Origin of the sequence: Variovorax sp. dw_954 (assembly GCF_018449755.1) — a bacterium.
Taxonomy (GTDB): domain Bacteria; phylum Pseudomonadota; class Gammaproteobacteria; order Burkholderiales; family Burkholderiaceae_C; genus Variovorax.
The window spans coordinates 1-24,962 of the sequence record NZ_JAAVVD010000030.1 but is presented as its reverse complement, the minus strand read 5'-3'; the positions used below and the strand labels follow the sequence as shown (position 1 = coordinate 24,962).

The window sequence follows — 24,962 nt, the reverse complement described above, 5'->3', positions numbered from 1 at the left end:
ATTGTTGAATCGGATGGCCGCGATCAGCTCGTCTATTGCAACTTCCGGCCGAGCGTCTCGGGCACGGCCGCCAGCCCGAGCAGCGAGACCAGGCCGCATCCGATGAGATAGAACGCCGGCGCATTGGGGCTGTCGGCCAGATGGATCAGCGCCGTCGAAAACAACTGCGCGAAGCCGCCGAATACGGCAACGGCCACGTAGTACGTCACGGCCATGCCGGTGGCCCGCAGCCGCTGCGGCAATACCTCGCTCACCAGCACCAGCGTCGGGGGCGAGGTCATGGCCATGGGAATGGCCAGGCATCCCACCACCAGCAGCAGGCATGGCAACGATGGAAAGGCATTGAGCAGGACGAAGGCCGGGTACGCCATCACGAGCAGCGCCACCCGCGTCCACCAAACCATCTTGCGGCGCCCTACCCGGTCCGTCATCCGACCGGCGATGGGGCCAAAGACGACCATCATGGCCGCTGCCACGAAGCCTGCCCAGACTGCCTGGTCGCGAGGGATGTTCAGCTGGAACGTGGCGTAGTTAGGCAGGTAGTAGGCTATCAGGTGCACGGCAGCCGCCAGCCCGGTCATCAGCAGCACGCTCGCCGTCAGTTCACGCCGGTGCTGGCGCATCAGTTGCCATCCGCCTGCGGCCGCCTTCTTGCGCGGTGCAGGGGGAAGGGTTTCTTCCAGGCGTTTGCGGATCACCTGGCCGACCGGGATGACCAGGATGCCGATCAGGAAGGCCACGCGCCAGCCCCAGGACTCCAGTGCCGTTGCAGGCAGCGAATGGCTGAGGACGAGCGCTACCAGCGCGGCGAACACCGCGGCGATGCCCTGGCTGGCCGTCTGCCAGCTGGTGTAGAAGCCGCGCGAGCGTTCATCTGCGTACTCCAGCAGCATGGCGCTGGCCGAGCCCATTTCTCCGCCGATCGCAAAGCCCTGGACCAGACGGGCGACGATCATCAGGACCGGCGCGATGACGCCGATCTGCGCATACGTCGGCGTCAGCACAAGAATCAGGGCGCTAAAAGCCATCAGCCACATGGACAGCAGCACTGCCGGCTTGCGCCCTCGCCGGTCGGCGTAGGCGCCGATCACCAGGCCCCCCAGCGGGCGCATCAGGTAGCCGGCACCAAAGGTTCCAAAGACCAACAACAACTGACCGAGCGGATTTCCCACCGGGAAATACAGCGGGATGATCAGCATGGCAAAGAAGTTGTACACCCCTGAGTCATACAGTTCCAGGGCGCCGCCGATGGTGATGGCGGTGATGGCCGACGCCTTCGACATTGGCTTGGCGCTGTCCTTGGCCGGGACCGGTGCGTGCGGCGGTGCCGCCAGGGTGGAGGAATCGATGAGCATGGCTGTCTCCTTGTGCGGTCGGGTGTTTGCCGCGCTATGGGTCTGTGGGGATGGGAGTCACATGGCCGGTGTCCCGGCCATCGAAAGCTTCGACGGGATGAATGGGTTCAGGCCGCGGCTTTAGCCTTCTTGTCCTGCGGCTGCGACGCCTGATCGCGCCACTGGGCCATCAAGCGGCCCCACTTGGACCTCGCAGCAACGGCATTGCGCGCCTTGACGTGGCCGTAGCCGCGGATCTCCTCCGGGATCCTGGCGATTTCCAGCGCCAGGTCGAGGTTGTGCGCCGACAGCTTGGCCAGCAGCTCCTCGATGCAGATTCGATATTCAAGGATGAGCGCCGGCTCCTGCCTGCGCTCGTCCGTGTAGCCGAAGGGGTCGAAGGCCGTTCCGCGCAGGCCCTTGAGCCGGGCCAAGAGACCGAACGCACTGCGCATCCAAGGACCGTACTCGCCCTTGACCGGTTCGCCATCTCGATTCTTCTTCGCGAACATGGGCGGAGCCAGGTGATGCACTAGGCGAACCTTGCCCTCGAACATGGATTCGATCTGCTTGCGAAAGGCCGCGCCGGTATGCAGCCGCGCCACCTCGTACTCATCCTTGTAGGCCATCAGCTTGAACAGCGAACGGGCAACCGCCTCGGTGAAGCGCGCGTTGCCGACGATTGATTCGCTCTTGCGCACACCGGCGATGAAAGTCTCATACTGCTCGGCGTAGGCGCGGTTCTGGTATCCAGTGAGGAATTCCGCGTGCTTGCCGATGAGGTCGCTCACCGATGGCTTGCGCGTGAACTGGATCACCTGGGCATCGGCTGTCCGCAGCGGCACCCTGGACAGGTCATGTGCGCACAGGCGTCCCCATTCGAAGGCGGCCTTGTTATTCTCCACCTGCAGGGCATTGAGTTCGATGGCGCGCATCAGCGCCGCATGGGACAGAGGGACCCTGCCCTTTTGCCAGGCATAGCCGAGCAGCAGCAGGTTGGCGTAGATCGACGCGCCCAGCAATTGGGTCGCCACCTGTTCGGCATGCAGGCTGGCCAGCGCGCCCTCGCCGACGGCCTGGGCGATCCTTGCAACGGCCTGATCCGCCTGCGCATCCCAATCCGGGTTCTTGACGAAGGCCGCGGTCGGCGTGAGATGGCTGTTCAGGACCACAAAGGTCCGTTCGCGCGACATCGTGGCCAGCGTTGTCTTGCTGGCGGCGACCACCATGTCGCAGCCGATCACCAGGTCCGCCATGGCGAGGTCGACGCGGCTGGCATGCAGCGCGTCCGGGCTGGCGGCAATCTGGATATGGCTCCAGGTCGCACCACCCATCTGCGCCATGCCGGTGGCATCCTGCGTGATCACGCCCTTGCCTTCCAGGTGCGCGGCCATGCCGAGCACGCCGCCGATGGTCACGATGCCCGTGCCGCCGATGCCCGCCACCACGATGCGTCGAGGCGTGGTGGCGTCCGGCAGCTCGGGCATGGGGATGGCGTCAGGAACGGCAGCCTTGCCCTTGGCAGCGGCGACCGGCTTCTTGAGCTGGCCGCCTTCCACCGTCACGAAGCTCGGGCAAAAGCCCTTGACGCAGGAGAAATCCTTGTTGCAGGTGTCCTGGTTGACCTTGCGCTTGCGACCGAATTCAGTTTCCACCGGCTGCACCGCGAGACAGTTGCTCTGCACCGAGCAGTCGCCGCAGCCTTCGCACACGAGCTCGTTGATGACCACGCGCTTGGCCGGGTCGACCATCGTGCCGCGCTTTCGCTCGCGACGCTTCTTGGTCGCGCATGCCTGGTCATAGATGATCACGGTGACGCCCTCCGCTTCGCGCAGCTCGCGCTGCACGGTGTCGAGCTCGTCGCGGTGCCGGATGGTCACGCCCGGGGCCAGGTTGGTGACGCCCTCGTACTTGGCGGGCTCGTCGGTCACCACGACGATCTGGCGCGCACCTTCGGCCGCCAGTTCGCGCGACATGGCCGGCACGTCGAGCTGGCCGCCGTCCACCGGTTGGCCGCCGGTCATGGCGACGGCGCTGTTGAAGAGGATCTTGTAGGTCAGGTTGACGCCGGCATTGATCGACTGGCGCACGGCGAGCAGGCCCGAGTGGTTGTAAGTGCCGTCGCCCAGGTTGGCGAACATGTGCTTGCGCTTGCTGAATGGCGCCTGCCCCATCCAGGGCACTCCCTCGCCACCCATTTGGGTCCAGGAGGTGGTCGAGCGATCCATCCACGTCACCATACCGTGGCAGCCGATGCCGGCCATGGCGATGGAGCCTTCCGGCACGCGTGTGCTGGTGTTGTGCGGGCAACCGGGGCAGAACCATGGAAGGCGGTCGGTACCACGGCTGTCGCCTTGCGCGGTCGACCGCTGCTTCGCCTCGATCTCCCCCAATCGCACGTCCATCCGTGCAGCCACGTCGGCAGGCACTCCCAGCAGCTTGAGACGGTGGGCGATGGCCTTTGCCACCAGTGCGGGCGACAGGTCGGCCTTGGCGCGCAGCAGCCAGCTTTCGGCGGGCCGGCTGTGACTCCATTCGCCACCGGCGCCTTCCGCATGGTCGTATTTTCCGAACACGACGGGGCGATGCTGCGGCGGATAGTGGTACAGCTCATCCTTGAGTTGCTGCTCGATGATCGGGCGCTTCTCCTCGACCACCAGGACTTCGCGCAACCCGTGGGCAAACTCGCGCACGCTTGCCGGCTCCAATGGCCATACCACGTTGACCTTGTGCACCCGGATGCCGAGCGCGCGGCATGTCGTGTCGTCCAAGCCCAGGTCGAGCAACGCCTGGCGGGTGTCGCTGTAGGCCTTGCCACTGGAAATGAGGCCCAGACGGTCGTTCTGGCCCGCCACCACGTTGTGATTGAGCCGGTTCGCCCGGATGTAGGCCAATGCAGCCGGCCACTTGAATTCCATCATTCGCGCCTCGGCACCCAGTGGGTCGTCAGGCCATCGGATGTGGATGCCGCCCTCGGGCATGGCGAAGTCTTCTGGCAGCGCGGTGCGCACGCGCTCGGCATCGGTCAGCACCGAGGCGCCCGATTCCACCACCTCCTGCACCGTCTTCATGCCGGCCCACAGTCCGCTGAAACGGCTCATGGCGAAGGCATGCACGCCGAGATCGAGAATGTCCTGCACGTTCGACGGAAAGAACACCGGCAGTCCGCAGGCCATGAAGGTATGGTCGCTCTGGTGCGCCAGCGTGCTGCTCTTGGACACGTGGTCGTCGCCGGCCAGTGCGATCACACCGCCCAGGGGCGCGGTACCGGCCAGGTTGGCGTGCTTGAGCGCGTCGCCGCTGCGATCCACGCCGGGCCCCTTGCCATACCAGATGCCGAACACGCCGTCGTAGTTCTTGCTCGCCGCATCGAACTCCAGCTGTTGCGACCCCCATACGGCGGTGACGCCGAGCTCCTCGTTGACGCCGGGCTTGAAGACCACGTGGTTGTCGGCAAGATGCTTCTTGGCCTGCCACAGTGCCTGGTCGTAGGTGCCCAGCGGGGAGCCGCGGTAGCCGGAAATGAATGCGGCGGTGTTGTGGCCGGCGCTTGCATCGCGCCTGCGTTGCAGCATCGGCAGCCGCACCAAGGCCTGCACGCCGCTCATGAAGGCGCGGCCGGTGTTCAGGGTGTAGCGATCGTCGAGGGTCACTTTCTCGAGCGCTTCGAGATGCAGTTTGGATACCGGTGCGTTCATGGGGAGATCTCGCTGGTCATGTCTTGTATGGATGGAAGCTCAGGCGGGAAAAGCCAATTGCCGACGCGTGCCGAGTGCGATCAGTTCGCGCGTCAGGCTCTCAGGCAGTTCGATGCCTTTGTGGTGCGCACGCTGCTCCTGTTCGGCACCGCGCTGCCCCGGCAGGCGCGCGTGCTCGCCACCGCAATCCCGGTAATGGTTGATCCACTGGTGCATGTAGTCGGCCAGCATCGGCTGCGGTGCGAAGGCCTGCGGCTTGACCATCCAGACGAAGGCGCTTTGCCGGCCCATGGCACCTGAAGCCGGCACGTGCTGCCATTCCGGCGCAAAGGATTCGGCGGTGGCCGCCAGGGCGCCGGCCAGGCACTCGACCATCATCGCAATGCCGATGCCCTTGTGCCCCCCCATGGGCAGCAGCGAGCCGGCCAGCGCCGCCTTGGGGTCGGTCGTTGGGCGCCCTTGAGGATCGAGCGCCCACCCCGCAGGAATGTCGCGCCCTTCGCGATCGGCCAGCAGCACATGCCCACGCGCCGCGACGCTGCAGGCGATGTCGAAGACAATGGCTGGCTCGCCCTGTGCGGGGCAACCGAACGCGATCGGGTTGTGGCCGATCGCCGCGCCGGCGAAGCCTTCCATTGCGAGCAGTGGCGGCGTGCGTTGCCCGACCAGGCACATCGCGCCGGCTTCGGCCGCCAGCAGCGCGTAGACTCCCAGCGCGCCCATATGACCGCAGGACTGGACGGCCACCAGAACACTGGCGCTGTGCTCGAGCGCCTGCAACCCGAGCCGCACGGCGTGCGCGCCCGCAATCTGGCCCATGGCACCGTCTGCGTCGAGCACGACGCCGCCGGCGAACGAGCGATGCTGCAAGCGCGCGTGCGGATTGAAGTCCTGGGCCAGCAGGCGCTCGACATAGGATGGCAGGCGCGTCATGCCGTGGGTCGCGTATCCACGCAACTCGCTGCGCACCAGCAATTGGGCTGCCAGCAGCGCGTCGTCCGGCGCGACCTGGCAGGATTCCAGGATCTGGGCGGTCCAATCCGTCAGGGATTCGATGGAACGGGTCGTCATGAAGTGCAATCGGGATGTGGAACTAGCGAACGATCACCAGTCGCTCGGAGAAGGGCCCGCCGCAGACGACCTGGTAGTACAGGGGCTTGTCGCTGAGCGTGTAGCCGCGCAGTTCCATCAGGAAGCTCGGCTGCTCCGGGTCCAGGTCGAGCGAGCGGATCGCAGCGGCGGTGGGCGGCGCAAAGCGGATCCATTGATCCACCCGCAGCGTCGGAAGGGCCAGTCGTTGCAGAAGCAGTTCGCGCAGATTGCTTTCCAGATCCTGGCGCTCCACCCCGAGCTTTTCGAAATCTTCCTCGCGCAACCAGAATTCGCTGCTGAGGTCGAACTTGCCGCCGACGTTGATGGTGCGATCGATGCGCACGAAAGTTTCGCCTTCGAGGAAATCCGACCAGGGTCCCTTGCGCTTCATGCGCTTGATGCCATTCGCGTGGACGTAGGACGTGAGCGGATGGCCTTGCTCGTCGAGGAATCGCAGGTGTCGCACGTCGGCCGGGGCCACCTTGTTTCCCGAGATGAAGGTCCCGCGCCCATGCTCGCGCCGAATGAGGCCCGCGTGTGCCAGTCGCGCCAGCGCCTTCTGCATGGTGCCCACGCTCACGCTGTGCTGTGCGGCGAACTCCTCCTCGGACGGCAGGCGATCGCCCTCGCGCAGTGCGCCCGATTCGATGGCTTCGATGATGGCGTCGGAGACGCGTTCAAGCTTGGTCATGGTGGAGTTCAAAGGCTGCGTTCGAACCGGCTGACCGCCGTTTCCCGGATGTTCAGGATCTCGCTGGTGATGCGGGTGCCTGATCCGACCTCCGCCACGTAGTCGTAGAGCTGGTCGCCCAGGTCCGCGATCCGGGCCGAGGACTCGAAGATTGCGCTGACGTCGAAATCAATGTTGTCGCGCATCGAATTCACGGTGTTGACGTTGCCGCAGATCTTGATCGTGGGCGCCACCATGTTGCCGATCGGGTTGCCGACACCCGTGCCGAAGCAGATCAGCTGGCAGCCGCTGACGGCGAAACCCGTCAGGTTCTCGACAGCACCCGAGGGCGCGTCCATGAAGTGCAGCCCCTTGCGCGCTGGGGGCTGGCCGTAGCTCAGCACGCCCACGAGCGCGCTCTTGCCGGCCTTGGCCAGTGCACCCAGCGCCTTCTCCTCGACGGTGGTGAGGCCGCCCTTCTTGTTGTCGGGCGCGGGCTGCGAGTCGCGCATGTTGACGCCGCGCTCGACGGCCATGGTTTCCATGCCCTTCACGGCATCCAGGAAGGCCTTCTTGACGGTGGCGTCCACCGCGCGGGCCGCGAACAGATGCTCGGCACCAATGAACTCGGAGGTCTCCGAGATGATGACCGTACCGCCGGCCTCGACCAGCCGATCGGCCACGCGTCCAATGGTCGGGTTGCAGCTCAGGCCAGACGTGGTGTCGGAGCCGCCGCACTCGACACCCATCACGAGGTCCGACATCGGGCACGGCTCGCGCCTCATCTGCGAGGCCTGCAGCACCAGGCGTGCAGCCCGGCGCGTTCCCTGCGCGACGCACTCGATCGTGCCATTCGGCTGCAGGTGCACGACCTCCACGGGCTTGCCGGTGGGACGGATGCGACGGGCGACTTCTTCGGTCGACGACTCTTCGAGTCCCACCAGGAGAACGCCCGCGATGTTGGGATTGCGCCCCAGTCCTGCCAGCGAATCGAGCGCGAACTCGAGATCGGCCCCGAACTGGCCGCGCACGAACAGCGTGGTGACGGGAAGGGTTCCGCCCACAGCCTGCGAGATCGCGCGCGTCGCCGGATTGCAGTTGTCCATCACCGAGATCACGGCGATCCAGTTGCGCACGCCTGCGGCGCCGTGATTGCGCCGATAGCCGAGAAATGTCTTGGTCATGGTTGGGTTTCCTGGCGTTCTTCCAGATCGCCGCGAGCGCGAGCGGAATCGAAGTTGTGGACGTGCGCGTGTTCTCCGGGAGCGATGGCCCGCGTGGCACGACCGATGACTTGCCCGTACTTGAGCACGTTGGCCCCCAAGGGGATCGGCGATATGCAGATCTTGTGGCCGAACGCGACGTCCTGCCGCGCGACGACCTGACCTGAACCCTCGCCCTGCAGGAAGCACGTGTCGCCTTCGCGAGCGGGATCGATCAAGGTTGCGACGTTGTCGGCGGGATGAAGGGTGATGCTTCTTGGCATATTTGACTCCTGTATAGGACATGGCAACTATAAGCAGTGCATCTCCACTGTGCAAGAAGGAACTTGAGAGAACTCCTAGGTAGTTGTCCTATATAGGACTTGTTGACTCGAACTCACACGCCAACTACAGTTGCCGCATCGTCGAAGGCAAACTCTCATGAAGATCTCAGGTCACTTGGACAAGATAAGGAAGCTCAACCAGCTGCGCGATCGGCTCGACCCGCTGGATGATTTCGAGCTGTGGTTCTGGGCGACCATGCTGTCGGGCACCCATGCGGTCAATGCCGCACTCCACCACTGCGGAGTGACGCAGCCGGTGGAGGCCTACGCAATGCAGCCGGGTGTCTATCTGATGCCGCAGGCCGATGGCGGCCTGGTGCCGCGGTTCGGTGCGCTGGGCGACATCCTGCACGTCGGGCGTCCGGTCATCGAGGCGCCGGTGCCCGAGGACGTCACCCAAATGATGCATGCGATGGAGCGCATCGAAGCGCACCGCGATCCCTGTGTGCGCGAAGGCTGCAAGCCAACGCGGGAGATCGTCGACGCATGCGAGCAGGCCTTCGCCGAATGCCTGGCCATCATGAACCACCGCTGTCCGTCGGAGTAAGGCATGAAGCCCCACGAACATGAAGAGGCAGCACTGCGCATCGAGAAATCCTTGCGCAAGTGCGGTCCGGAAGATCACGAAATCATCATCGAGGCGGCAATGCTCGCCGGCTCGCATTGGCTCAATGCCCATCTGCACCGGCTCGGCGCGACGCCGCCCGCGCAAGACGTCATGCACACCTACCTGCTCGTCGTGAACGAGTTGCGTCGGCTGAGCGTGGCCGACCCGCAGGCGGTCGCTGCGCTCGGTGCCATCGAAGACATGCGCCCTGCCTATGTGCGAGGCGCGCAGGCGGGCGGCAGAGAAGCTGCACAGCGGGCCCTGTCGCTGCTCGAATCGATTCGCGCCAGCACGCGCGCCGCGTGATGCCGGCAACCCACAGCACTCGGAGAAATTCATGAAAGCAGTCAGAGTCATTCCACACCCCGATGGGGGGCGCATCGAAGTGCAAGAGATCGCCAGGCCCACGGTCGGTCCCCGACAGGTGCTCGTGCGCGTACGCGCATCCGGGCTCAACCGGGGCGAAATCACACAGGCCAAGGACAAGCGCAGCGGCGACGCGATGACAGTCGGCGTGGAGTTCGCTGGCGAAGTCGCCGAAGTGGGCAGCGAAGTCACTGCATGGCGCGAGGGCGACCGTGTCATGGGACATGGTCGCGAGTGCCAGGCGCAGTACGTCCTTGCAGATCCGCTGGCCATCATGCCGGTGCCTTCGACGATCTCCTGGACCGAGGCGGCGTCGTTTCCTAATGCATTCATTACCGCGCACGATGCGGTAATCACCAATGGGCAGTTGCAGCCGGGCGAGTCGATCCTTGTCAACGGCGCATCCGGTGGCGTGGCCTGGGCAGCCTTGCAGATCGCGTCGCTGTGGCAGGCCCGCCCCGTCATGGCGATGTCCCGCTCGGCGGAAAAACTTGCGCGCCTCGCGGAGTTCGGCGTCGACGTGGGCATCGATTCGTCGCGTGAGTCGCAGGTCGAGAAGGTCATGTCCACAACCGAGAAGCGCGGCGTCGACGTAATCATCGACCTGGTCGGCGCACCGGTGTTCGAAGCCAACGTCAAGAGCATGGCGGTCGGCGGACGCTACGTGAACGTTGCCAGACTGGGCGGACGAGAAGCACAGCTCGACCTGGAACAGCTATGGCTCAAGCGCCTGAAGCTGATCGGCGTCACCTTCCGCACACGCTCCGAGCAGGAGCGACTCCAGTGCGTGCAGGCCTGCGCGCGCGACATGCTGCCCTTCCTGAAGGAGGGTCGCGTCCGCTGGGCCATCGACAGCAATTTTGCGCTGGACGACATCCATGCAGCTCACGCCTACATGATGCAAGCCCAACACTTCGGAAAGATCGTTCTGACCATTGATTGACACAGACCAGGAGACCAGATGACCAAGCTCAAAGTAACACCACTGACCGGCTCCATTGGCGCCAGCGTCGAAGGCGTCGACCTGAACGGTCCCATCGACGAGGCAACATTCGCCGAATTGCACGAAGCCTTCCTCGCGCATTGCGTGCTGATCTATCGCGGCCAGCAATTGACGCCGGCAGCCCAGGTCGAATTCGGCCGGCGCTGGGGCAAGCCGTTGAACACCAACCCGCTGCTCAAGCACCTGGACGGTCATCCCGAGATCGTGCAGGTCACCAAGATCCCCAAGGCGACCGCGTCGACCGAGGCATGGCACTACGACTCGTGCTACACGCCGGTCCCGCCGAAGATCTCGATCTTGTCGGCCGTGACCGTTCCCAACGGTGGTGACACCATGTGGTGCAATCAGTCCCTGGCCTACGAACGGCTGTCGCCCACGATGAAGCGCATGCTCGCAGGACTGCGCGTGAAGTTCGTCGGACTGCGCCTGGGCCGCATGATGGGCGCTGACGCGGCCAGCCTGCCGACCGCCGTGCATCCGCTGGTGCGCACCCATCCGGAGACCGGGCGCAAGGCGCTCTACGTGGGTCACCGCGAGACGGCGCAACTCATCGAGGGCATGACCGACGAGGAAAGCCGGCCGCTGCTGGACTTCCTGTACGAGCACTCGACGAACCCGGACAACGTCTATCGCCACATGTGGCAACAAGGCGATGTCGTGATGTGGGACAACCGATGCACCATGCACTACGCCATTCACGACTATGGCGAAGCCGAGCGGGTGCTCAACCGCATCACCATGGAAGGCGAAGCGCCGCAATGAAGCGCGACGATTGCGCGCTGGCGCCGGACGCCGAGCCCGTGCGAGAAGCCTTTCGCTTCGACGAGCAGCGCCTGACGCAATGGCTGCTTGCGAATGTCGATGACGACGTCGGAACGCCGCAGGTCAGCCAGTTCAAGGGCGGGCAATCGAACCCGACCTATCGTGTCGACACGGCTCGCTGCAGCTACGTGCTCCGGCGCAAGCCGCCAGGTGACCTGCTCAAGGGCGCCCATGCGATCGATCGGGAGTACCGCGCGCTGGCCGCCCTACGGGAAGTGGATTTTCCCGTGCCGTGGGTGCACGCCTTGTGCCTGGATCGCGGCGTGATCGGTACCGAGTTCTACGTGATGGATCACGTAGAAGGACGCGTGTTCTGGAATCCGCGCCTGCCGGAAGTGCCCGCTCCCGAGCGCGCGGCCTATTTCGATGCCATGAACGAAACGATCGCCTGCCTGCATGGCATTGATCCAGCAACGATCGGCCTGGCCGACTACGGCCGCGCGGGCGGGTATTTCGAGCGGCAGATCGCGCGCTGGTCCGGCCAGTATCGGGACGACGCACTTGCAGGCCGCGATCCGAACATGGACCGATTGGTCGAATGGCTGCCTCAGAATGTTCCCGCGGGCGACGAGACCGCGATCTCCCACGGCGACTTCCGCTGCGACAACATGATCTTCCACCCGACCGAACCGCGCGTCCTGGCGGTGCTGGATTGGGAACTCTCGACGCTGGGGCACCCTCTCGCGGATTTCAGTTATCACGCGATGATGTACCGGCTGCCGCCCTCGATCATGAACGGCCTGCTTGGCGAGGACCTTGCATTGCTCGGCCTGCCTTCGGAAGCCGACTACATCGCGGCCTACGCAAGGCGCACCGGGCGGAATGGCATTCCCGGCTACGCCTTCTACATCGCGTTCAACATGTTCCGCCTCGCGGCCATCCTGCATGGCATCAAGGGGCGCCTGCTGCGCGGGACCGCATCGTCTGCACGCGCCGTCGAAATGGCGACGAACGTCGAGCCGCTGGCGTTACTGGCGTGGCAACAGGCCGAGATCGCGACACGCGAAGCCGGCTGACTCTCAAACAACACATCCATGACTTCACACCTTCCTTCCGCCTGCGGCGCGGAGCTGGCGCAGCACGTCCTGCGCTTTGTGCGCGAAACCGTGATTCCCTACGAAAAAGACCCGCGCAACCACGGGCATGGTCCTTCCGAGGACCTCGTTCATGAATTGCGCGCCCATGCGCGCAATGCCGGCCTGCTGGCGCCGCAATTGCCTGCGGAATACGGCGGCCAAGGGCTCACACACCTGCAGACCGCTGCGGTCTTCCGCGCCGCGGGCTATTCGCCGCTCGGTCCGGTCGCGCTCAACATCATGGCGCCCGACGAAGGCAACATGCATCTGCTGGAGCGAGTCGCCACGCCCTCCCAGAAGGAGCGCTTCCTGCGCCCGCTGGCGGCGGGCGAGGTGCGCTCGGCCTTCCTGATGACGGAGCCTGATGGAGGCGCCGGTTCGGATCCCTCGATGCTCAAGACAGAGGCCGTGCGCGATGGCAACGACTGGCTGATCAGCGGCCGGAAGTGGTTGATCACCGGCGCTGTCGGTGCCGGCTTCGGCATCGTGATGGCCCGCACCGAAGAGCGCGCGACGATGTTCCTGGTCGATATGGCCAGTCCCGGCATCGCGATCGAGCGTGTGCTCGACACGATCGACAACTCGATGCCCGGCGGGCATGCCGTCATCGCCCTGGACCGCGTGCGCGTGCTGGCAAACCAGATCCTCGGCGAAGAAGGTCGAGGCTTCGACTACGCCCAGGTGCGGCTCGCGCCGGCGCGCCTGACGCACTGCATGCGCTGGTGGGGCACCGCGCGCCGCGCGCATGACATCGCCACGGACTATGCCTGTCGCCGCCATGCCTTCGGCAAGCCGTTGATCGATCACGAAGGCGTCGGATTCATGCTCGCCGACAACGAGATCGACCTGAAGCAGTCCGAACTGACGATTGACTGGTGTGCCGGTGTGCTCGACAGCGGGGCCAAGGGGACCCAGGAATCCAGCATGGCCAAGGTCGCCGTGTCCGAGGCGCTGTACCGGATCGCGGACCGATGCGTGCAGGTACTCGGCGGGCTGGGTGTCACCCGCGACTCGGTGGTGGAGCAGGCGTTTCGGGAAATCCGCGCCTTCCGCATCTACGACGGCCCCTCGGAAGTGCACCGCTGGTCGTTGGCCAAGGGCATCAAGCGCCGCGTGAAGGAACACGCGGCATGCTGAAAGCGGATCTGTCGGGCATCACGGTCCTGGTCACCGGCGCGTCGAGCGGGCTCGGTGCCCACTTCGCGCGCCTGCTGGCGCGTTCGGGAGCGAGCGTGGTGCTGGCGGCCCGGCGAGTTGCCGCGCTCGAGGCCTTGGTCGCCGAACTGAAGCAAGGCGGCGCCCAGGCCAAGGCGCTCGAACTCGATGTCAGTCAACCCGAGCAGGTTCGCGCGTGCATCCAGGCAATGCCCCGGCTGGACGTGCTGGTGAACAACGCAGGCGTCACCCTCACGCGCTCCTTCCTCGACCAAACCGATGAGGATTGGGACCGCGTGCTCGATACCAACCTGCGCGGCGCGGCGATGGTCGCGCAGGCCGCGGCACGGCGCATGAAAGCACTGGAGACGCGCGGATCGATCATCAACGTCGCGTCGATCCTCGGACTACGGCAGGCCGGCCACGTGTCCGCCTACGCCGTGTCGAAGGCGGCGCTGATCCAGCTCACCAAGTCGATGGCGCTGGAGCTCGCCCGCGAAGGCATCCGCGTCAACGCCCTGGCGCCGGGCTACTTCGACACGGAACTCAACCATGAGTTCTGGCAGGGCGATGCCGGCCAGGCATTGATCAAGCGCGTGCCGTCCAGGCGTCTCGGGCAACTCGAGGAACTGGACGGGCCGCTGCTCCTGCTCGCCTCCAATGCATCGCGCTACATGACAGGTACGGTTCTCGCCGTCGACGGTGGACATCTCGTCAGTTCGCTGTAGTGCGTATTTTTTAAACACGAGGAACCCCGCAATGAAAAAATCATTAGTTGGCTTGGCTGCTCTGACAGTGCTCGGGACGGCTTGCGCACAGTCGTCCGTGACCCTGTTCGGCGTGCTCGATGAATCGGTCAGCGGCTACCAGAACGTGTCGGAAACGCCCTTGGGCATTACCGCCAAGACAAGTCGCCAGGTGCTGGCGAGCAACGGATACAACCAGAGCCGTCTCGGTTTTCGCGGAACGGAGGACCTCGGCGGTGGGCTGGCCGCCACCTTCTGGCTCGAATCGGCAATCTTTCCCGACGACGGGACGATCGGTGGCAACGTGGCGAATTCAGCACCTGTCGTGCCAGGCTACTTCAACCGCCGCTCGACGGTGAGCCTGTCGGGCGGCTTCGGCGAAGTGCGCCTGGGTCGCGACTACACGCCTTCCTTCTGGAACGACCTCATCTTCGATCCCTTCAGTGCCAACGGCGTTGGCACCAACATCATTGCCACCGCCAACGGATTCAGCAGCAGCGGGGCCTCAGTCAGCGGTTTTCAGGCCAACAGCACCTACATTCGTGCCAGCAATTCGGTCGGCTATATCCTGCCCCCGAATCTGGGGGGGTTCTACGGCCAGGTGATGTACGCGTTCAATGAGCAAATCAAGTACGACCCGGGCATCACGACGCCGAGGGTCCTGAACAATTCGCGCGCGGGCGGATATTGGGGCGGTCGCTTCGGCTATGCCAACAATGCGTTGGACGTGGCCGCTGCGTACGGGGAGAGCACGATTGCTGACTCCTACTTCGCAGGTCTTACGACCAGGCTCGATACCTTCAATCTCGGCGGCTCGTATGACTTTGGCCTCCTGAAGTTATTCGGGGAGTTTTCTAAAGCCAGGCTGAAGACCGACAACGACGGAATCGTACCGGTCGGCACTATCAACGCGTCGCCGCGCGCGACCGGCTATCTGCTCGGCGCAACAGTTCCCATCGGCCCCGGTCTTATCCGAGCCGCCTACTCGCAGGTGAAGATCGATCCGAACCGGGTCATCCAACAACTCACCGGCGAGCCGACGGCCAGCAAGTGGGCGGTGGGCTATGTGTACAACCTGTCGAAGCGCACGGCCCTCTACGCCACCTACGCGCAACTCAGCAACAAGAACGGCTACGACCTCGCCGTTGGCAGCGTGCCGTTTGTCTCGGGTGGCACGCTTCAGGCCAAGTCGTCTCGAGGGTATGACCTCGGGCTGCGTCACGCTTTCTGATGCAGATGACTCTGTCAGGACGCAACGCAGTGCGCAACAAACCGCTATGGGTTGGCAGAGAAGCGCTTTCGGCGATGGTCGAGGGGGGGCTCTGTCGCAATAAGGACGTCGTGGCGAACGAAGGCCGACGCGCGGCACTGGTATCAGAAGGCGAGGCTATAGAACTGCTCAGCAGCGGACACGACCTGGCCTTCGGGGCGGGCCAGTTGCCCCTTCTTGATCATGTGCATAGATTCGATGCCTGCAATGATCTTCGTGGCCGACCGGAACGACTTGAAACCCATCATCGGCCGCGTTCGCCTCTTGATGGCCCGGTGATCCTGCTCGACAACGTTGTTCAGGTACTTGGACTGCCGCAGTTGGATGGCCGCGCCGCTGTCGGCAATCAGACCGCGAACGGCTGCAGTGTTCGCGCCGCTCTTGTCGATCGTGATGCTTGCGGGCACATCATGTAGGTCGATCGCGCGCTCGAAGAAGCGCCGGGCTGCAGCCACGTCGCGGTGTGCAGTCAACAGGAAATCCACGGTCTGCCCGAGCTTGTCGACTCCACGGTACAAGTACTTCCACTGGCCGCCCACCAGCACGTAGGTCTCGTCAACGCGCCAGGATGCACCGACCGGCAGCTTGCGCCGGCGCAGCACCGCCGCCAACCCCGGCAACATCTTCATCGCCCAGCGATGCACTGTGGCGTGATCGACCAGCACACCACGCTCGGCCATCATCTCTTCGATGTGGCGCAGACTCAATGGGTAGGCCGCGTACCAGCGTACGCAGACCAGCATCACTTCCAGCGGAAAGTGCAGCCGCTTGATCACGCGGCGCAGCGTCGAATTCGCCAACTGGATGTGCAGCGGGACCATGGGGACATTCTCGCCGGTCGGCCTACTGCGACAGAACCGTGCTGGCCTACCTGTCTCGCTACACCCACCGGGTGGCGATCTCCAACAGCCGCCTGCTTGCGCTGGACGAGCGCGGCGTGAGCTTCCGGTGGAAGGACTACCGCGCCAAGGGCAAGACGCGCTACAAGGCCATGACGCTGTCGCCCCAGGAGTTCATGCGCCGGTTCCTGCTGCATGTGCTGCCCGGTGGCTTCCATCGATTCGCCATTACGGGTTATTGGCCAATGGCTCGCGCAAGGCGAGTCTGGCGGCAGCGCGCGAACTCTTGCATGCGGTGCCAGTGCCAACCGAGATGGACAACAGCACCGAAGTCGCTACAGATCTTCACTCCGTACGTCCCACCTTCATCTGCCGACACTGCGGCCACGTCATGGTCATCGTGCAGACCTTTGCTCAGAGTGCGCCGATCCGCGCACCCCCACCGCCATGACCGGCTCTACATCCCAACTGGACTCGGTGCCGATGAGCGGTGCGCTCGTCAGCGGGGTCAACGCGTGCCGCCACCAGCCATCAGTTCAATGCAGCCGCTGGCGCGCATTGCAGCATGCGCGGCGTAGCACTGCGAAGGATCAATCCGGACAAGCTGGGTATGCGCATATCGGTCACCCGCAGCCAAGGACCAACCCGCGCACGCCCGAATCCCCATAGCTTCCACGCCCTGAACACGCGCGCTGGGCTTGCCTCCGCGGTTTCCTCCCTCGAGGCTTGTGCGACACCTGCCCTACGGTCGTGTCGTGCATCACTTGCGCCAGTCTCCGGGCAGGTATCCCACAACCCTAAACACAACCGGGCGTTAGCAAGCCATACAACCGCCGACATGGCGGCCGGTGACACGGGCCTGAACACGACGCGCAACAGCAAGCCCGCCGCCGCATCGAGCGACTGGCCGAGCTTGGCGATCGAGCCGTCTGCGGCGCAGCAATGGCGCAACGGCGACCACTGCCAAAGGTTGTCCCGTACCTACACCCGGAGGCAGGTGGACAATCGCTAGCATGACATGTTTCGCTGTTGAGGCTGCCTCGCCGTCGGGACCGATCCGCACGGCGAAACTCGACGGCCCGTATGCGCCTGGCAGCAAATCCCGGCTCGGCGCTTGACGCAGGAGCTTGATGTCCATACCATGTCCATGTACATGAGATCAACCAGGAGCAGGATCATGGCAACTGCCGTCGAGCGAATCGTGGTGCAGACCACACCGCAGGATAAGCGAGCGATCGCGGCCAAGGCAAAGCGGCTGGACCTGCCGGTCTCCGAATTGATGAGACGCGGCGCCTTCGCGTACGAAGCGTCGGAGTCCGACGCAGATCTGGGTACGCTTGCAGATGCAGCCAAGGCCGCAGCCGATCGCGCGGGCCGGGCGATTGATGATGCGCTCGACTTCATCGCTGCGAGCAACCAGCGCATCGCCGCCATGGAAGCAAAGGCGTCCAAGACTGCGCAACGCAAGGTCGCGTGAGATGGGGATCACCGACAGGGTCTGGGGCGCGCTGACGTCGATGGTGAAGCTCGAGGACAAGGTGAATCGCCAAGCGGAGGCGATGAAATCTCAGCAGCAGAAGATCGAGGACTTGACCGGGCGAGTCATTCGCCTGGAGGCGCAACTGGAATTGCTCACCGGCGCGGCGTTCGTCAAGAGGCTCAAGGGCGAATGAGCCGTTTCGTTGGCCAGCGATGCTACCCGGTCGGCGTGTGCCCCCCGCCGCAGGGCCGCGTTCGGAGGAGGAAGTCCAGGGCATGTGAGGTTAGGTACCCATCCCGTCAGCGCCAAGAAGCGAGCGGCTGCGCTGCCGGAAGGCGGCGAGCCTCGGTACTCCGGACGTGCCGCTGCCTTTCTCCGCGCTGAAGGCCAAATTCATGGCCAATGCGACGCGCGCGATCCGGCCCGAGGAGGCCGAACGGATCGTCGAGCGGGTGATGGCGCTGGAGAGTGCAGACTCGCTGGACGAGATCGTGGCGCTCTGCGTGCTGGCGCCGTAGGACTGTCCGGGGCAGAGGCTCAGTCGATCGGAACGTAGACCTCGCCCGCCATCAGGCGCCGCGCCGTACGGGCCAGCCCGAGCGCCCGGTAGCGCGTCTCGGCCGCACTGGCGCCGGGCTCGGCCTCCACCCGCACCGACATGACGCCGAGCGGATGGCCGATCCGCAGCGACTCGCTCGCGATGTTGGCGCTGTCAATATGCCGTTGCACCACCGACCCCGGGATGCGCGACGCTGCCGCCGTGCATATCGATCCGGTCCCGGCCATGCTGTCGTGGCACTTGCCCAGAAAGACCAGGCGCGCGCGGAGGCTCATCGACTTGGCCGGCTGGATCTGACTGTTGGCGTCGATGTAGTCGGCCGGCGGTGCCACGATCACCATCAGCGGCAGGCCGGGCCGGTCGATCTTCGTCCAGTCGGCCCAGAAGCCCAGCCGCTCGCCGACCTTGGCCTGGATCTCGGAGATGGTGGCGACGAGCACCGCGTTCTCCGAGATCGCCGGCGCCAGTTCGCTGCCGCTCAGACCCAGATCGGCGGCGGCGACGAAGACGCACGGGTTCGCCACGTCGCAGACCGTGGACTCGACCACCCGCCCGTCCTGCAGCGCGATGCGGTCGATAACCTCGCCGGTCGGCAGCAGGCGGCCGGTCGCGGCACCGACGGTGCCGGTGTAGTCCATGAGGATCTCGGCACCGCTGCCCGGAACGCCGGGAATGCGGCAGTCGCCCGCCACGCGCGCCTTGCCGTTCGCGACTTGCACCTTCGCGACCAGGTGTTTCTTGGTGTTGGTGTTCCAGATCCGGACCGTCGTCACCGGCGCGACCGCCTCGACCAGCCCTTCGTCGATCGAGAACGGCCCGACCGCCGACGAGATGTTGCCGCAATTGCCGTCATAGCCGATGCCGTCGCGATCGACGTCGATCTGACCGAAGGTGTAGTCGACGTCGGCATCGTCGCGAGCCGAACGCCGGATGATCGCGACCTTCGACGTCACCAGGCGCGCGCCGCCGAGGCCGTCGATCTGCATCACGTCGGGCGTGCCCATCGCCCGCTTCAGCAACCGGTCGCGGGCGCTGCCGGGCGCCGGAAGATCGCGCTCATGGAAGAACAACGCTTTGCTGGTGCCGCCACGCATCAGCACGCAGCGCACGGCTGTCTGTTGTTCGGAATCGAGGACTCCGTCGGTCTCGCCGGCCATGTCAGAGCCCCATCCCCTGCGGATCGAAGCGCATGCCCATCGCCTCGGCCTGCGCCGAGTCAAAGCGCTGGCAGGCGTCGTCGTAGTGATGCCCCTCGATGCCGCCGCGCACGATGCCGGGCTCGATCGCGCCCCAGAAGGCGGCCAGCGAAGGCGGCAGCGGCGGCGCGTCGGGCATCGACAGCCAGAGGCGGTAGAGCGTGCGCTTCTTGTCCTCGGCCTCGTCGTCGCGGAACTCGGTGCGTGAATGGAGCGCCGTGTGATTGCTCAGCAACTGCAGGTCGCCGGCTTCCAGACGCATGAGGTACATCAGATTCGGACGGCGCAGGATCTCGTCGAGGGAGTCCATCGCCTCGTGCTGCGTGGCGCTGATCTCGGGCGCGTTCGGCAGCCTGGCGCCGTTGATCACGCGATTGCGGTTCCAGCCGCAGAAGACGTTGTCGCCGCGCAGGTCGTAGATCGGCGTCTGGCGGAACGCGACCTCGCCCTCTTTCTGCTCGCCCTGACGACTGAACGGGAACGGCTCGCGCAGCACCTCGGCCAGATCGGGCCGCTCGATCAGCAGCTGCCGATAGGCGGCGACGGAACTGGTGCACATGCTGTCGCCGCCCTCGGGCGCCTGGTTGTAGCAGCTGAGCGCGACGATGTCGGCGCCGTCGATATGGAAATCGAGTTGCGCGCGCGACGAATAGCCGCGCCCGGTCGGGCTCCGGTAATCGGCCCCGACGTCCTTGACCATGTTGATGTACCGACTCAGCTTGTCCTGCGGCCGCGCGACGCCGACGTGCAGGCCAATGGCCCAGGTCAGCAGCTCGAACTCTTCGGGCGACACGCCCTCGCGCGGCAGGCCCTTGACCAGTGCGACGCCGCGGCCGTTGAGCGCGTCCTCGAAGGCGCGCTTCAGCTTGGCGAGCACGCGCGACCCGAAAGGAAAGTCACGCCGCCGATAGTCGAGCAGCGGCTGTCCGGGCCGATGGCCGGCGCGCAGCACGGTCAGCAGGTCGGCGCGGTCCTCGGCATCGAGCGGGTGGATCCAGCGTGCATCGATGGTGAGGTCGTGCACAGTCCAGGCCGAGGCATCGCGCCCCGGCGGGCGCTTGCCGGCAGCAGGGTCTTGCGCCTTGGAAATCGTACCGGTGGTCATGTGTCTTCCTGTCTATTCGACGTCCTTGAGCGCGAACTCGTTCAAGTGGCCGGACGGCAGTGCATCCACGCCCGGATCGGGCGGCAACTCGACGTCGAACCAGCGCTTGAGCACGCCGGAGATGAGCTCGTAGCAGGCGCCGATGCGCACCACCTGCATGGTGTCGAAGTTGATCAACGTGCCCGCACGGCGATAGATGTGATAGCGCCGCAGGCCGTAGTCGACGGTGACGTCTGCGATCCGCTTCAACTCGTCAGGAATGTCCTGGACCCGGAAGCGCGTGCCGGTGCCCGTAAGGTTGGCCGAAGAGCCGAACAGCGGCACGACCTCTTCGCGGCTCAGTCGGCACAGTTCGGCATGAAATGCGCCGGCGTTGAGCAAGGTGCCGATCGTCCCTACCGCGGTGCTGGCGCGCACCGCGTCGGCATCGAGCTTGCGCAAGAGCGGATGGTCGGCACGGAAGCTGCCGATGACGCCGAGCGGCAGGTCGTGGTCGACCACGATGGCCTCGACCATCTGCTGGGCGCGGCGGTCGAGCGTGTGCAGCTCGCGCTGTGTCTCGAGGTCGGCCGCCATCGCGTTGCGCTTGTGGCCGCCACGGCGCTTGGTGTCGTAGATGCGCCGCAGCGGGTCCATCGAGGCGCCGCACATCGCATAGCCGGTGTCGTTCGGCACGATCGCGATGCCGCCCTGCTTGATGGCATCCATGGTGCGGCGGGCGTCGCCGGCGATGTCGAGTCTTGTCATGGGAAATCCTTTTCCTTTTCTTTCCGGAGGGTTGGCGAAGGGTCAATGACCGGCGAACGGTGTGTCGAGCGAACGGCCCGTCGTCTCCAGGCCGAGGAATCCGACGATCACGGCCTGCGCCAGCAACAAGGCGACGATCGTGTAAGTGACCGCGTTGACCCCGCCGAAGGCAAACAGCGCGGCGACGGCCTGCGGCGCGACGATCGATGCGGCGCGCCCGGCGACGCTCGAGATGCCGGTGCCGCGCAACCGCAGTTCGGTCGGGAACAGCTCCGGCACATAGGTCGAGAAGCCGACGGTCGAACCGAAGTACATGGCCGCGATCAGGCAGACGCCGACGGCGGTGGTTGCGTTGAGCGAACCGGCATTGGCATACCACCAGCCGAAGACCGCCGCCACCACCGCTGCGCTGGCGATCCACTTGCGGCGGCTCCAACGGTCGGCGATGAATCCGGCCAGCAAGACACCGACCAGGCTGCCGGCGGAAATCAAGGTCGTGTGGCCGAGCGACGCGCCGACCGACAAGCCCTGCTTCATCAAGAAGGTCGGCAGCCAGATGATGAAGCCGTAGAGCGCGCTGAGCGCCACGATGTTCAACACGATGCCGAGGATGGTCGAGCGCAGGATCGGCGGCCTGAAGAGATCGCTGGCGCGGAAGCTGGTCGGTGCCAGCACCGCGGCCCGTGCCGGTATCGGCAGCGGTCGGCCGGTTTCACGAATGACCTCGGCCTCGATCTCGTCGACGATACGGCTCGCTTCGACGAGGCGTCCGACCGACTCCAGCCAGCGTGGCGACTCCGGCATCTTCTTGCGCATGATCCACACGCACAGCCCGCCCAGCCCCGCAATGGCGAACATCCACCGCCAGCCGAGAGTCGGGATGACGAGGTAGGCGATCGCGTTCGAGGCCAGCAGCGAGGCCGTGGCGAGGAAGAACAGCACCGCGCCCCAGCGCCCGCGCGAACGCGGCGGAACGAATTCCGAGATGGTCGCGTAGCCGACCACGATCTCGGCGCCGAGCCCGATGCCCATCAGGAAGCGCAGCGCGATCAGCCAGTTCATCGACGGCACGAAGGCCGCGGCGAGCGATGTGATGCCGAACAGCGCCAGGTTGAACTGGAAGGTGAACTTGCGGCCGAAGCGGTCGCCGAGCCAGCCCGACATGAAGGCACCGATCAACGTGCCGACGGCGCCTGCGGAAGCGAAGTAGGCGTTCGACTGCATGTCCGACCAGCCGATCGACGCCAGCGCGACCATGACGCCGCTCGCCATGTACAGATCGAAGCCGTCGAAAAACAGGCCGAGCCCGATCATGGCCGCCATGCGCCGATGGAAGCGTGTCTCCGGCAGGCGGTCGAGGCGCTGCGCCGCGGTGAATTCGGACCCGGTCCCGCCGCGCGCAGTCGAGATCGGAACGCCTCCTGGAACGGCGCCGGCGCCGGCGGCGGGGGTCGCGGTTGGCGCGCTTTCGCGCAGGGCTGCTGCTGCGGACTTCATCGGCTTGTCTCCTGATGGACCAATTTCGGTGGATCCCTAACTTGGTATGTGTACATTACAACATGACCATGAATCGGCTGGCAAGACCATTCGGCTTTGCTGGCACACTTGCCGTCGATGACGACAAGAGCGATCAAGCTGACTGCCAACGGCACCGTGCTGCATCGGCAGCTTTTCGTCCTGCTCAAGGAGCAGATCGTTTCCGGCCGCCTGCGCAATGGCGACAAGCTGCCGACGCAGGACGCGCTCTGTACCCAGTTCTCGGTGTCGCGAATCACGGTGCGCCGCGCGCTCACCGACCTGGAAGCCGAAGGCCTGGTGCGCAACGAACAAGGCGCCGGCGCTTTCGTGACGGCCGAGCAACCGGCGCCGAACCAGCTGCTTAATCTCGGATTCGTCGACGATCTGCGCCGGCAGTCGGCCGAGACCACGGTGAAGGTGCTTTCGCTCGACCATCAGCGCTGCCCCTACACGGTTGCGCAGGCGCTGCGCATCGACACTTCCGCGAGCGCCCTCCACGTGGTGCGCGTGCGCTCCAGATCACGCCTGCCGGTCATGCTGCTGGATGCCTGGATCCCTCAGGAGGTGGCGGCTTCGGTCACGCGCGAGGCTCTGCGCTCACGCCCGCTCTATGAGTTGATCGCCGGTGGCGACAATCTGGGCCGCGTCGTTCAACAGGTGAATGCCGCGCTGGCCGATCCGGTCGTCGCCGCGGCGCTGCAGGTCGAAGTGAATTCGGCGGTGCTGAAGGTCGAGCGCCTGCTGCACCGCCGGGACGACGTTCCCATACAGTTCATGACGGTCTGGTCGACGCCACAGCGAACCCGTCTGGTGATGGATGTCGATGCCGAGCACATCGACGGGCTCAACGCCGGCCTGCTGCTGCACGACGTCGCCTGAGCGCCCGCGCCCCGCGACCGACAACTTCGCGGTCGGCTGAAAGAGCGGGCGTCCGAGCTGTTGGAGGAGCACGAAACACGGGAGCGTCGTGCCCTTGAGCAGATGGAGCGCATCCACGCCCAACTGGGAAATTCAAGTCAGCCTTGAAGGCAACCTACGCCACTCTTGTACCCGTGCGCCTCGGGAGGTGCTGCTATCTGTCGGGGTCCAAGTTGAACGCCGAGCGCCGCGCATTCACGTAGGGCGCAAGGTCCTTCTTAATCTTGTCCAATGCCAGCCCGCCCCGCATATATGGATCAATCAAGGCGAGCCCGCGAACTGGCGGTCTGGCGGGCAACTTCACGTCCAACGCGTCTCCATCAAACGCTCCGTCATTCACGTAGAAAATTCGCACCTCGTTCTCATGTCCGAACCCGATGCGCTTCATCAGAATGGATTCTGCGGCATACCTGCTCAGTGACGCGCGGGGCCCGCTTAGTTCGTCGTCGATCGCATCGTGAATCGCTTCAGGCTGCATATATCGCACGCGCCCCACGAATAGCTTCGGAGGCAGCCCGCCGCCATCTGCGAGCGTCGCATCGCGCAAGCAAAGGATCAGGTCATGAAGGCTCGTGAAGTCGAGTCGTACCCGGTTCTTGTTGATTCGCCAAAACGCTTCCGACGCATAGTGAAAAGTGAAGCACTTCGCGTAGACCGCCATCCGCTCGAATGGCGACCCGCGACCAAATAGCTTCTTCGCCACGTACCCCTCGAACTTGTCGCCCTTCTTCGACCACACCGAGGGGTGGTCGAAGCGCATCGTGTGATCGCGAAGGAGCCGCAACGCTTCGACTTCGGGCGGCATGTACCGGTAGATTCGTTGGCGCAAAAAGGGCTCCACCTTCGGGTCCACATGGACTTTGGGGCCATAGAGGTCCCGCCACTTGATAGCACTTTCGAAGGTCAGGCTACGAATGAAGTCGTACGGATCGTATTGCGTGGACATTCTTGTCGTTGAGCAAGTTGGCTGCGGGGGCTACAACATAGCCGATCAGACGGGTCGTTCGCACTTGCGGCCCGCATCGTCCGTCTGCTTCATGGGCCGGCGATGGCGGTATCCGGGTGTCTTGCCGCGATCAAACCTCCCGATAATTGCAATCAGAGAAGATCGCAATCAACCTGGAACGACCCTAGCAGGGTGCTGAAATACCTCTGCAATTGGTCGACGCGTGACAGCCCTCGAACGTTAGAAGTTGATCCCCCGACAGTTGCAAT

The 24,962-nt window shown here is 64.8% G+C and carries 24 protein-coding genes and 1 pseudogene; 13 read left to right on the top strand and 12 right to left on the bottom strand.

What is annotated here, in order from left to right; all coding sequences use genetic code 11:
- Positions 1-32: 32 nt before the first annotated feature.
- The 6 genes from HB681_RS32115 to HB681_RS32090 all read right to left on the bottom strand — a co-directional run bounded on the left by HB681_RS32115 (position 33) and on the right by HB681_RS32090 (position 8,280).
- Positions 33-1,355 carry an MFS transporter gene (locus HB681_RS32115; protein WP_213958948.1) on the bottom strand — a complete coding sequence of 441 codons (1,323 nt, stop codon included), beginning with the start codon at positions 1,353-1,355 and terminating at the stop codon, positions 33-35.
- Between the two features lie 107 nt (positions 1,356-1,462).
- Positions 1,463-5,032 (bottom strand): indolepyruvate ferredoxin oxidoreductase family protein, encoded by a 3,570-nt coding sequence (locus HB681_RS32110; protein ID WP_213958947.1) that lies wholly within the window; start codon positions 5,030-5,032, stop codon positions 1,463-1,465.
- Between the two features lie 39 nt (positions 5,033-5,071).
- Entirely contained in the window at positions 5,072-6,103 is a 1,032-nt protein-coding gene (locus tag HB681_RS32105) for an Ldh family oxidoreductase (protein ID WP_213958946.1), read from the bottom strand.
- Positions 6,104-6,125: 22 nt separating this feature from the next.
- The gene (locus HB681_RS32100; protein WP_213958945.1) at positions 6,126-6,815 is read right to left on the bottom strand and encodes a GntR family transcriptional regulator; all 690 of its coding nucleotides are present in this window, start codon (positions 6,813-6,815) and stop codon (positions 6,126-6,128) included.
- A gap of 8 nt (positions 6,816-6,823) precedes the next feature.
- Positions 6,824-7,978 (bottom strand): UxaA family hydrolase, encoded by a 1,155-nt coding sequence (locus HB681_RS32095; protein ID WP_213958944.1) that lies wholly within the window; start codon positions 7,976-7,978, stop codon positions 6,824-6,826.
- Positions 7,975-8,280, bottom strand: coding sequence for a UxaA family hydrolase (locus HB681_RS32090; RefSeq protein WP_213958943.1), 306 nt, complete (start codon positions 8,278-8,280; stop codon positions 7,975-7,977). The genes HB681_RS32095 and HB681_RS32090 overlap by 4 nt, the downstream gene beginning before the upstream one ends.
- A gap of 157 nt (positions 8,281-8,437) precedes the next feature.
- Between HB681_RS32090 and HB681_RS32085 the strand changes: the two genes are divergently transcribed.
- The 8 genes from HB681_RS32085 to HB681_RS32050 are packed head-to-tail and all read left to right on the top strand — an operon-like array spanning position 8,438 to position 15,346.
- Entirely contained in the window at positions 8,438-8,887 is a 450-nt protein-coding gene (locus HB681_RS32085) for a hypothetical protein (RefSeq protein WP_213958942.1), read from the top strand.
- 3 nt (positions 8,888-8,890) lie between these two features.
- A complete protein-coding gene (locus tag HB681_RS32080) occupies positions 8,891-9,253 on the top strand; it encodes a hypothetical protein (protein WP_213958941.1) in 363 nt (120 codons plus the stop codon).
- Positions 9,254-9,284: 31 nt separating this feature from the next.
- Entirely contained in the window at positions 9,285-10,256 is a 972-nt protein-coding gene (locus tag HB681_RS32075) for a zinc-binding dehydrogenase (RefSeq protein ID WP_213958940.1), read from the top strand.
- A gap of 18 nt (positions 10,257-10,274) precedes the next feature.
- Positions 10,275-11,078, top strand: coding sequence for a TauD/TfdA family dioxygenase (locus tag HB681_RS32070; RefSeq protein ID WP_213958939.1), 804 nt, complete (start codon positions 10,275-10,277; stop codon positions 11,076-11,078).
- Positions 11,075-12,154, top strand: coding sequence for a phosphotransferase (locus HB681_RS32065; RefSeq protein WP_213958938.1), 1,080 nt, complete (start codon positions 11,075-11,077; stop codon positions 12,152-12,154). Before HB681_RS32070 ends, HB681_RS32065 begins: the two co-directional genes overlap by 4 nt.
- Before the next feature lie 18 nt (positions 12,155-12,172).
- The gene (locus HB681_RS32060) at positions 12,173-13,351 is read left to right on the top strand and encodes an acyl-CoA dehydrogenase family protein (protein ID WP_213958937.1); all 1,179 of its coding nucleotides are present in this window, start codon (positions 12,173-12,175) and stop codon (positions 13,349-13,351) included.
- Complete coding sequence (locus tag HB681_RS32055) at positions 13,345-14,097, top strand: glucose 1-dehydrogenase (RefSeq protein ID WP_213958936.1); 753 nt, start codon at positions 13,345-13,347, stop codon at positions 14,095-14,097. The genes HB681_RS32060 and HB681_RS32055 overlap by 7 nt, the downstream gene beginning before the upstream one ends.
- Positions 14,098-14,128: 31 nt before the next feature.
- A complete protein-coding gene (locus HB681_RS32050) occupies positions 14,129-15,346 on the top strand; it encodes a porin (RefSeq protein ID WP_213958935.1) in 1,218 nt (405 codons plus the stop codon).
- A gap of 143 nt (positions 15,347-15,489) precedes the next feature.
- On the opposite strand, the gene HB681_RS32045 is transcribed toward HB681_RS32050, so the two are convergent.
- Positions 15,490-16,206: an IS6 family transposase gene (locus tag HB681_RS32045; RefSeq protein WP_213958934.1), complete on the bottom strand. Its 717-nt coding sequence runs from the start codon at positions 16,204-16,206 to the stop codon at positions 15,490-15,492.
- A gap of 38 nt (positions 16,207-16,244) precedes the next feature.
- Between HB681_RS32045 and HB681_RS32040 the strand changes: the two are divergent.
- The 4 genes and pseudogenes from HB681_RS32040 to HB681_RS32025 form a co-directional block, all read left to right on the top strand.
- Positions 16,245-16,675 (top strand): annotated as a pseudogene (locus HB681_RS32040) (transposase); the annotation flags it as partial.
- A gap of 726 nt (positions 16,676-17,401) precedes the next feature.
- Positions 17,402-17,701, top strand: a complete 300-nt coding sequence (locus HB681_RS32035) for a hypothetical protein (RefSeq protein WP_213958933.1) — start codon at positions 17,402-17,404, stop codon at positions 17,699-17,701.
- A gap of 1 nt (position 17,702) precedes the next feature.
- Entirely contained in the window at positions 17,703-17,897 is a 195-nt protein-coding gene (locus HB681_RS32030) for a hypothetical protein (RefSeq protein ID WP_213958932.1), read from the top strand.
- A 166-nt stretch (positions 17,898-18,063) separates the two neighbouring features.
- Positions 18,064-18,222: a hypothetical protein gene (locus HB681_RS32025; protein ID WP_213958931.1), complete on the top strand. Its 159-nt coding sequence runs from the start codon at positions 18,064-18,066 to the stop codon at positions 18,220-18,222.
- A gap of 19 nt (positions 18,223-18,241) precedes the next feature.
- Here HB681_RS32025 and HB681_RS32020 read toward each other — a convergent pair whose 3' ends face one another.
- The 4 genes from HB681_RS32020 to HB681_RS32005 are packed head-to-tail and all read right to left on the bottom strand — an operon-like array spanning position 18,242 to position 22,808.
- Positions 18,242-19,420, bottom strand: coding sequence for a PrpF domain-containing protein (locus HB681_RS32020; RefSeq protein WP_213958930.1), 1,179 nt, complete (start codon positions 19,418-19,420; stop codon positions 18,242-18,244).
- A gap of 1 nt (position 19,421) precedes the next feature.
- A complete protein-coding gene (locus HB681_RS32015) occupies positions 19,422-20,564 on the bottom strand; it encodes a TauD/TfdA family dioxygenase (protein ID WP_213958929.1) in 1,143 nt (380 codons plus the stop codon).
- Between the two features lie 12 nt (positions 20,565-20,576).
- Positions 20,577-21,311: a Sua5/YciO/YrdC/YwlC family protein gene (locus HB681_RS32010; RefSeq protein ID WP_213958928.1), complete on the bottom strand. Its 735-nt coding sequence runs from the start codon at positions 21,309-21,311 to the stop codon at positions 20,577-20,579.
- A gap of 42 nt (positions 21,312-21,353) precedes the next feature.
- Positions 21,354-22,808, bottom strand: coding sequence for an MFS transporter (locus HB681_RS32005; protein ID WP_213958927.1), 1,455 nt, complete (start codon positions 22,806-22,808; stop codon positions 21,354-21,356).
- 96 nt (positions 22,809-22,904) lie between these two features.
- Between HB681_RS32005 and HB681_RS32000 the strand changes: the two genes are divergently transcribed.
- Positions 22,905-23,708, top strand: a complete 804-nt coding sequence (locus HB681_RS32000; RefSeq protein ID WP_213958926.1) for a GntR family transcriptional regulator — start codon at positions 22,905-22,907, stop codon at positions 23,706-23,708.
- Positions 23,709-23,901: 193 nt separating this feature from the next.
- Here the strand turns inward: HB681_RS32000 and HB681_RS31995 are convergent, their stop codons facing one another.
- Entirely contained in the window at positions 23,902-24,693 is a 792-nt protein-coding gene (locus HB681_RS31995) for a hypothetical protein (protein ID WP_213958925.1), read from the bottom strand.
- Positions 24,694-24,962: the final 269 nt, after the last annotated feature.